8 protein-coding genes are annotated in these 8,866 nt (G+C 66.5%); 4 read left to right on the top strand and 4 right to left on the bottom strand.

Annotation, left to right across the window (positions count from 1 at the left end; all coding sequences use genetic code 11):
* The 3 genes from U1H82_RS11755 to rarD all read left to right on the top strand — a co-directional run.
* The coding region (locus U1H82_RS11755) for a dihydrolipoamide acetyltransferase family protein (protein WP_322965128.1) at nt 1-1,019 on the top strand (1,019 nt) is incomplete at its 5' end.
* Nucleotides 1,020-1,063: 44 nt separating this feature from the next.
* On the top strand, nt 1,064-1,294 hold the full coding sequence (locus tag U1H82_RS11750) for a hypothetical protein (protein WP_322965127.1): 231 nt from the start codon (nt 1,064-1,066) through the stop codon (nt 1,292-1,294).
* Nucleotides 1,295-1,338: 44 nt separating this feature from the next.
* Nucleotides 1,339-2,232, top strand: a complete 894-nt coding sequence (rarD, locus tag U1H82_RS11745; RefSeq protein WP_322965125.1) for an EamA family transporter RarD — start codon at nt 1,339-1,341, stop codon at nt 2,230-2,232.
* Between the two features lie 19 nt (nt 2,233-2,251).
* Here the strand turns inward: rarD and U1H82_RS11740 are convergent, their stop codons facing one another.
* The 3 genes from U1H82_RS11740 to U1H82_RS11730 form a co-directional block, all read right to left on the bottom strand.
* On the bottom strand, nt 2,252-3,031 hold the full coding sequence (locus tag U1H82_RS11740) for an SDR family NAD(P)-dependent oxidoreductase (protein ID WP_322965124.1): 780 nt from the start codon (nt 3,029-3,031) through the stop codon (nt 2,252-2,254).
* 23 nt (nt 3,032-3,054) lie between these two features.
* A complete protein-coding gene (locus U1H82_RS11735; RefSeq protein WP_322965123.1) occupies nt 3,055-4,485 on the bottom strand; it encodes a glucoamylase family protein in 1,431 nt (476 codons plus the stop codon).
* Between the two features lie 79 nt (nt 4,486-4,564).
* Nucleotides 4,565-7,504, bottom strand: coding sequence for a TonB-dependent receptor (locus tag U1H82_RS11730; protein WP_322965122.1), 2,940 nt, complete (start codon nt 7,502-7,504; stop codon nt 4,565-4,567).
* Between the two features lie 368 nt (nt 7,505-7,872).
* On the opposite strand from U1H82_RS11730, the gene U1H82_RS11725 reads away from it, so the two are divergent.
* Nucleotides 7,873-8,640 (top strand): enoyl-CoA hydratase/isomerase family protein, encoded by a 768-nt coding sequence (locus U1H82_RS11725; protein ID WP_322965121.1) that lies wholly within the window; start codon nt 7,873-7,875, stop codon nt 8,638-8,640.
* Here the strand turns inward: U1H82_RS11725 and U1H82_RS11720 are convergent.
* Nucleotides 8,637-8,864 (bottom strand): DUF1289 domain-containing protein, encoded by a 228-nt coding sequence (locus U1H82_RS11720; protein WP_322965120.1) that lies wholly within the window; start codon nt 8,862-8,864, stop codon nt 8,637-8,639. The genes U1H82_RS11725 and U1H82_RS11720 overlap by 4 nt on opposite strands.
* Nucleotides 8,865-8,866 lie beyond the last annotated feature (2 nt).

Here is an 8,866-nt window from a genome sequence, read left to right as displayed (position 1 = left end):
CCCTCCCGCCGCCCCCCCTCCCCCCCCGCGGCCGCGGGCCGGCCGGCCGCCCCCCCCCCCCCCCCCCGCCCCACGCGACTCCGCCAGCCGAATCGCCCGTGGCCGCCCCTCACCCCAGCCCTCTCCCCGGGGGGGAGAGGGAGCAGAAGAAGGTGCTGGCCTCGCCCGCCGTTCGGGCGCGAGCGTTGGACATGGGCATCGATCTTGGCAGCGTGAAGCCTGCCGAAGGCGATCGGGTGCGCCATTCCGATCTCGACGCTTTCCTGCGTTATGGTTCGAGCCAGGGCTATACCCCCGCCCGTGCGCCCCGCGCCGACGAGGCCGTGCGCGTCATCGGGATGCGCCGCCGCATCGCCGAGAACATGGCCGCGTCCAAGCGCGCCATCCCGCACTTCACCTATGTCGAGGAAATCGACGTCACCGCGCTGGAGGACACCCGCGCGCAGTTGAACGCGGGGCGGGGCAACCGGCCCAAGCTGACGATGCTGCCGCTGCTGATCGTGGCGATCTGCAAGACGCTGCCCGACTTCCCGATGCTCAACGCGCGCTATGATGACGAGGCGGGCGTGGTGAACCGCTCGGGCGCGGTGCATATGGGCATGGCGACGCAGACCCCGGCCGGGCTGATGGTCCCGGTGATCCGCAACGCCGAGAGCCGCAATGTCTGGCAGCTGGCGACCGAGATCGGCCGCCTTGCCGAGGCCGCCCGCGCAGGCAGCATCGCCAGCACCGACATGGGCGGCGGCACGATCACGCTGACCTCGCTCGGGCCGCTCGGCGGCATCGCGACGACGCCGGTCATCAACCGGCCGGAGGTCGCGATCATCGGCCCAAACCGGATCGTCGAGCGCCCCGTCTTCCGCGCCGACGGACGCGGCGGCGAGACGATCGCACGGGCCAAGCTGATGAACCTGTCGATCAGCTGCGACCACCGCGTTGTCGATGGTTATGACGCGGCCAGCTATGTTCAGGCGTTGAAGACGTTGCTGGAGACGCCGGTGATGCTGTTCGCGGATTGAACCGAACGCCTCGGCGCGCGTCCTGAGTGGAACAGGAGGATGTCATGCGCGGAATGACGGCGGGATCGGTCGAGGTGACCTCGGACGGGGCGGTGCGCGGGATGGTCGGCGGCGATGTGATCGTCGCATCCGGCGTCCGCGCCACCATCAAGGCCATGGTGGCGGGCGATGTCATCGTCGAGCCCGGCGCGCAGGTGCGAATCACCGGTATGATATCCGGCCGCGTCGTCAATCGCGGCGGCGTGGTGCGCAATGAGGGCATGGTCGCCGGTTAAGCCGCGACTTGCCTTCCCGCCCCCAAATGTGAACAGGGGGCGGTATGACGACCGACCGCACCGCGCGCACCGGCCTGTTGCTCGGCATCGGGGCCTATATCAGCTGGGGCATATTGCCGCTGTATCTCAAGCTGTTGAAGGGCGTGCCCGCGCTTCAGGTGCTGGCCCACCGGGTGCTCTGGTCGCTGCTGCTGCTCGCGGCGGTCGTGCTGATCGCCAGGCGGGGGCGGGCGATCCTGGCGGCGGCGCGGGGGCGGACCCTGTTGCTGCTCTGTGCCAGTGCCACGCTGATCGCGATCAACTGGCTGGTCTATATCTGGTCTGTCCAGCACAACCATGTGCTGGAGGCGAGCCTGGGCTATTTCATCAACCCGCTCATCAATGTCGTGCTGGGCGTTACCCTGCTGGGCGAGCGAATTCGGCGCGGGCAGGCGGTGGCGGTGGGGATCGCGGCGCTCGGCGTCGCGGTGCTGGCGATCAGCGGCGGCGGCGCGATCTGGATCTCGCTGGCGCTGGCCCTGTCCTTCGGTTTCTACGGCTTCGTCCGCAAGATCGCGGCGATCGACGCGCTGGGCGGCCTGACGGTCGAGACGCTGCTGCTCGCGGCGCCCGCTCTGGCGGTGCTGTTCCACGCCAGCGCCGATGGCACGGCCGCGTTCGGGGCGGACCGGCATCTCGACATGCTGCTGATCCTGGCGGGGGCGGTGACGGCGGCGCCGCTCCTGATGTTCGCGGCGGCAGCGCGGCGGATGCGCTATGCGACGCTGGGACTACTCCAGTATCTCGCGCCGACGCTGCAATTCGCGCAGGCGGTGCTGCTATTCGGCGAGCCGCTGCGGCCGGTGCACATCGTGACCTTCGTGCTGATCTGGACGGGTTGTGCGCTCTACGCCTTCGACAGCGTGCGCGGGAGCCGGACGCCGGTTACGGTGGATTAGGCCGCGCGAACAAAAAAGATCAGCGCCGCCCGCTTTGCAATTTCGCGACGGCCCGCCGCAGCACCCCGCGCGGCGTGACCCGCGTGCTGGCGGCGGTCAGCCGGTTGAGCAGCCCCGACACCATCACCGCCTGTCCCCGTTCCAGCGCGGCCAGGCCATCGCGCACCACCTCCTCCGACCCGGAGGCGAAGCGCTCGAACAGCGGCATTTCCGCCATGCCCGCCACATCGGCGAACTCGGTCCTGGTCGGCCCCGGACACAGCGCGGTGACGGTAACGCCGCGCGCCTTCACCTCTTCGTGCAGAGCCTCGGAGAAGTGCAGCACGAACGCCTTGCTGGCATAATAGACCGCCATATAGGGCCCCGGCTGAAAGGCGGCGGTCGAAGCGACGTTCAGCACGCTGCCGCGCCCCCGCGCCAGCATCGGCGGCAACAGCGCATGGGTCAGCGTCACCAGCGCGCGGACGTTCAGGTCGATCATCCCCGTCTGCGTCGCCAGATCGCTGTCTGCGAAATCGCCCAGCGCGCCGAACCCGGCATTGTTGATGAGCGTATCGATCCGCAGACCGCGATCGGCGATGCCGTCAAGCAGCGTCTTCACCCCCTCCGGCCGTCCCAGATCGACGGAAATGACGTGCACCTCGACCCCCGGCCGCTGGCCCAGTTCCTGGGCCAGCGTCGCCAGCCGGTCGCTGCGCCGCGCGGTCAGGACGAGCGTTACCGGCTTCTTGGCCAAGGCGCGCGCGAAATCCGCGCCCAGCCCGGCCGAGGCGCCGGTAATCAGGATAGTGTCGGTCATCGCCGTTTCCCCAAAAGGGGCGGCTATCCCTTCAGCCAGCCGCCGGTGAATCCTGCTCTTAGCAATCCGCGCCGCAAATGGGAGTTCCGTTGCATCGTTTTCCAGATCAGGCCGGTACGGTGATTCTCGATCATCGCCACGATCGGGCCCTGGTCGATGCCCAGATAATCCTTGTCGACCCAGCCGATGCCGGGGACGATATGCCCGTGCTTCAACGGTTCGGGCGGGTCGGTCAGCGTCGGGTTGAACGAGTCGAGAAAGCCATATTTGCCGTAAATGCCCCGGCCATAGCGGTCATGCATCGTCTGCACCGCCGGAACCACAATGTCGGGCGCGAAGGGGATGGAGGAGGCCGCCGCCGTGGGCGCCAGCGTCCCGTCGTCACGCTCGCCGGGGCCGCGCGCCGAATAGCTATAGAATTCGCGGCGTACCCCGTCGATCGTCTGGGTGAAGTCGCCCGGCCCGTCGCACGCGGTCAGCCCCCAGACATCGGGGCCATAGCCGCGCCAGCGACCGGGATTGTCGATGGCATATTGCCGCTGGGCATAAGCGGCACGGCGGCTATTCTCGAAATAATCGATGCCCTTGCTGCCCATATAGCCGTCGCGGATGCCTTTGAAATCGACCCAGACATGGCTGTACTGGTGACCGAACAGCGGCGCGAAGTGGAGATGCGGCTCGCCCCGCTCGGTCGTCCAGCTCGATTCGAACCGGCTGGACCAAGCCTGCCATGTGCCTTCGGGCAGCGGATGGGTGGGGGAGCCCAGCGCCAGCAGATAGAGCAGCATCCCTTCGTTATATTTGTCCCAGTCGGATTTGATGAAGCCGGTTTCCGGGTGCCAGCCCATTGAGACGAGCGGTGCGCGCGGGGTGATCCAGGTCCAGTCGACCGCGCCGTAGATCTGGTCGGCCAGCGCGCGGATACGCACCTCGTCCGGATGATCGCCGTCGAACCAGCTTTGTGCGAACAGCACGCCGCCCAGCAGCAGGGTGGTGTCGACCGTCGACAACTCGCACCGGGCAAAGCGCAACCCCTTGGTCACGCCCAGAAAGTGATAGAAGAAGCCCTTATAGCCGCTGAACCCCGTCTCGCCCGGCCCCTGCGGCGCATCGGCGAAGAATTGCAGCGTGGTCAGCGTCCGGGTCCGCGCCTCCGCCCGGCTGATCCAGCCATTGACCACCCCCACCGGATAGGCGGTCAGCGCAAAGCCCACCGCCGCGATCGAGGCGAAGGAGGGCGTCGGCCAGCGATCGGGGGCCAGACCCGTTTCCGGATCGGTCGTCTCCCAGAAGAAGCGGAAGCTGCGTTCCTGTAGATCGCGGATCAGATCGGGTTGGACCGGGGGGATGATCCGGGGCGGCGCGACGCGGCCCCCCGGCGTGCGGGCGCAACCGGCGGCCAGCGCGGCGAGGCTCAGGCCGCCCAGCCCCAATACGCGGCGGCGATCGTACATGGTCCGTCCTCGTCTTGAAGATATGATGTCGTGACGCGACGATCCGGGCGGGGGCGTGGCACCCCCGCCCGGCCGATCGTCAGAAGCGATAGCCGACGCGGAACTGCACCCGGCGGGGCAGGGTAATCAGTTCGCGCGGATCGCGGGTCAGCGGATCGGTGGCGTTGGTAAAGTCGTCGAAGCCGCCGAAATTCTTGCTGTTGAACGCATTCAGCAGGTCGACCGCCAGATTGAGCTTATGCCCGCTGAACAGTTCGATATCGTTCTGCAGGGTCATGTTGACCTCGCAGAAGGCGGCGATGCCCTTGATGCAGTTTTTGGGCGGATAGAGGGTGTAGACCTGAACCAGGCCCGGCGTGCTGCCTCGCGTCTCGTCCGTGACCTGATAGGCGCTGCCGCTGCCCAGCGTGGTGATGGTCGAGAATTTGAAGCCCAGTGGCAGATCGACGATCCCCGACAGGACCAGCCGGTGCCGCTCGTCGCCGGGGCGCGGACGATAGCCATAGGCGTCGGGCGTCGCGAATTGCAGGCTGAACAGGTCGTTACCGTTCTGCTCGCCCTTGGACAGGGTATAGGCCAGGTTGAAGCCCCAGCCCGAGCTTTGCGTATAGGCCTTGTCCAGCGTGAAGAAGAGCGCCTTGTACCGGGTCTTCAGCCCATCATAGCCGATCAGGACGTTGCTGAACCCCGCATTGCGCGTCGGGCTGCCATTACCGACATTGCAGCAGGTGCCATCGGCATTTCGCGTCGCGAACAAATGGGTATAGCCGTTGCGCCCCGCGACATAGCTGCCGCTGAGGCTCGCCTGGAAGATGCCGATCCGCTGGCGCACACCCAGGGTGAACTGGTCGGTGACGGGCGGGCGGGCATTGTTCTTGACCGCGAACAGCTCGGGCTGGCCGGTTTGCGCATTGGCGATCAGCGACAACAGGCCGTCGCGGGTCAGATAGCGATCGTTCCACACCACGGTCGGCGTCCCGTCGGTACGCGGACGGCCATCGCGCGAGAAGAACAACTGGCCATAGGCATATTGCAGGCGGAATTGTTCATCCAGCGTGTTGTTGAACACGTTGCGGTCGTAATAGCGGCCATAGCCGCCGAACAGCACCGTGCTCTGGTCCCCTTTGAAGTCATAGGAGAAGCCGACGCGCGGCTGGAACGCGCCCATGAACGGTGGCCGGTTGGTGCCGTCGGTGATGTAATCGGTCGGGTTGAAATAGGATGTGCGTGGCAACTGGCGCAGCAGCGCGGCGGCATTGTCCGGCGTGCGATAATGGTTGTTGAACAGGTTGCTTTCATAATCCCAGCGCAGGCCCAGATTGACCTGCAGCTTCTCGGTCACGTCCCAATCGTCCTGCAGGAACAGGCCGACCTGCGAGTTCGAGGCGGCGATGCGCGGATTGCCGATGCCGATCTGCGCCGTTGCGGGGAAGGAGAAGTCCAGCCCGTTGGTCGGATCGTTGCGATAATCATAGAAAGGCTCGACGAAGAAGTTCTTCAGGAATGTATAGTCCTGGAACGCGAAGCGGATGCCGGCCTTGATGACGTGATTGTCGATCCCGGTCCAGGTCAAGTCGTTGCGCAGCGTATAGCTGGCCTGGTTGATCCGCTGGGTGCTTTCCTTGCCGCCGAAGCGGATCACGCCCTGATAGTTGAACGTGCTGCTGTTCGGATCGAGCGAGGTCGGGTTGTAGGTGTAGTTCAGATAGCTGGCGTTGAACTCGTTGATGAAGCTGTCGCCGCGATAGGTCCAGCGATAGATATAGGTGTCGACATTGTTCTTCTTGTTCAGCGCGTTCGAATAGGCATTGGTCGACGACCCGCCAAAGCCGGTGATGTCGGTTTCGGTCCGCTTGCTGACGATCAGGTCGAAGGTCTGGCGATCATTGGGGACGAAGGTCAGCTTGCCGAAATAGAAGTCGCCCCGGAACGGGCTGACGAATGCGCCCTCATATTGGCCGAAGCGCGCGACATTCTCCGGCGTGCGGTTCTGGAGCCGGACGTTGAAGGCGCGGTCCTGGTCATTGCCTTCATAGGCTGCGAAGAAGAACAGCTTATCCTTGATGATCGGGCCGCCCAGCGCGATGCCATATTGCTTGCGCTCGAACGCGGGCTTGGGAAGCCCGGCCTGCTTGATGAAATAGTCGGTCGAGGACAGGTTGCGGCCGGTATATTGGCCGAACGCCTCGCCATGGAATTCATTGGTGCCCGACTTGGTGGTCGCGGTGATGATCGCGGCCCCAGCCTGTTCGTACTCGGCCTTGTAATTCTGGGTCAGGACGCGGAATTCACCGACCGCCAACTGGCCGAACGGGTTGCCGCGGCTGTCCTCCTGGCCTGCCACGCCGCTGCCCAGCACATTGTTCTTGTAGCTGACACCGTCGATGAAGACGTTGACCTGCCCGGCGGGCGACGCGCCCGACTGGATGGTCTTGTTCGTCTCGCTGTCGTTATAGCGCACGCCGGGCGCCAGCGCCGCGAAGCTCAGGAAGTTGCGGTCGGTCTGCGGCAGGGTGCGGATCTGTTCCTGCGAGACGTTAGTGGCGATTTCGCTGGTCTTGGTTTCGACCAGGCGCCCGCCGGTCACGACGATCTCCTTTCCCTCGACCGCGCTGGTGCCGGCACCCGCCAGATCGTCGGGATCGGCACGGCCCGGATCGGCGGGGGTGCCCAGGATCAGGTCGAGCGTCGCCGACTGGCCGATCGAGACGGTGACCAACTGGGTCACCGTCCGGTTGTCCGTCGCGGTCGCGGTGATACGATACTGGCTGGGCCGCAGACCGCTGAGTACGTAATTGCCCGCCTGGTCGGCGGTCTGGCGGAAGGTCTGGTTGGTCGCGGTGTTGACCGCGACGATCTGCGCGCCGCCGCTGCCTGCGCCATCGGTGCCGCGCACCTGGCCGCGAATCTGGGCGGTGGTGGTCTGCGCGGCGGCGGGCGCGGTCAGGATTGCCGTCCCCCCAAGGATCGTGGAGGTGGCCAGTACGGCACGGAACGCCGCCGTCATCATCGTCTTCATGTCTCGTTCCCCAATCGCCGGTTGCCGAAGCGCCAGGGCGTCGGGCCGGACCTGCTTGCTGGCGCCGGCCCCGAAACGGGGTCCCGCAGCGCATCGGCGCGCGGGGCGGGTCGGTGGGGGGAAGGAAGGGGCGGCCCGATCGTCGAGCCGCCCGGCATCCTCTCCCGGCACGGAGCCCGCCGGCTCCTGATGCCCCGGTGCCGCCCCGTGATCGGCCGGTCACCATGACATGGCCGTCATCTAGTCCCGGCCATGTCGCCTGCTCAAGCATCGGATGACGGGCGCCCGTGCGAAGCGTGGCGGGTGTGACTTTCGAGCAACGGGTATGGCGCTGGTATCCCGCACGCCGCGCGGGCTAATAAGGCGGCATGACTGTAGAAATTCGCCATGACGGACCCGTTGCAATTCTGACGTTGCGCAATCCGCCGAATAATCATCTGGGATTGGGAACTATTCTGCAATTGGCGGATGCGTTCGACGCGGTGGATGCCGACCCTGCGATTCGGGCGGTACTGCTCCGGTCCGAGGGTCGGGTATTCTGTGCGGGTGCGGACCTGGTCCATGCCAATCCGGTTGCCGCGCCGCTGCCGCCCGGCACGCGCAGCCCCTTCTACATGGCGGCGGCCCGGCTGTTCGGGGTGGCGACGCCGGTGGTCGCGGCGGTGCAGGGGGCGGCGGTCGGCGCAGGGCTGGGCCTGGCGCTGGTCGCCGATTTCCGGATCGCGACGCCCGAGGCGCGGTTCGTGGCCAATTTCGTCCAGCTGGGGTTGCATCCCGGCTTTGGTATCTCGGCGGTGCTGGAGCGGGTGATCGGGCGTCAGCGCGCGGCGATGATGCTGCTGACCGGACGGCGGATACGCGGGGACGAGGCCGAACGCTGGGGGCTGGTCGACCAGCTGGTTCCGGCCGAGGCCCTGGAGGCGACGGCGCTGGCGCTGGCGCATGCGATCGCGGCGGGCGCCCCGCTGGCGGTTGCTGCCACCCGGCAGACGTTACGCGGCGACCTGCGCGCGCTGGTCGAGGCGGCGACCGATCATGAACTGGCCGAGCAGGCGAAACTGATGCGAACCGAGGATTTTGCCGAAGGGGTGCGCGCCGTCACCGAACGGCGGCCGGGGCGGTTCGTCGGGCGCTAATCCCGTCCCTGACGTGCCGCCAGTTCCGCCTTGCGCGCAGGCAGCGCCGCCAGGATGGTCCGGCGTTCCTCGGCAGGTTTGGCGCTCCAGTTCGAAATCTCGCGGATGGTGCGCGCACAGCCCAGGCACCAGCCGGTCGCCTTGTCCATCGTACAGACATTGACGCACGGGCTGGCGACACTGGCGGGCTGGGGTTCGACGAAGCTGATGATGCCGAGCGACATGG

The sequence above is a fragment of the Sphingomonas fuzhouensis genome (genome assembly GCF_034659795.1).
In the GTDB taxonomy this organism is placed as follows: Bacteria; Pseudomonadota; Alphaproteobacteria; order Sphingomonadales; family Sphingomonadaceae; genus Sphingomonas; species Sphingomonas fuzhouensis.
The sequence above is the reverse complement of the archived record's forward strand: the minus strand, read 5'-3'. Positions and strand labels throughout refer to the sequence as shown.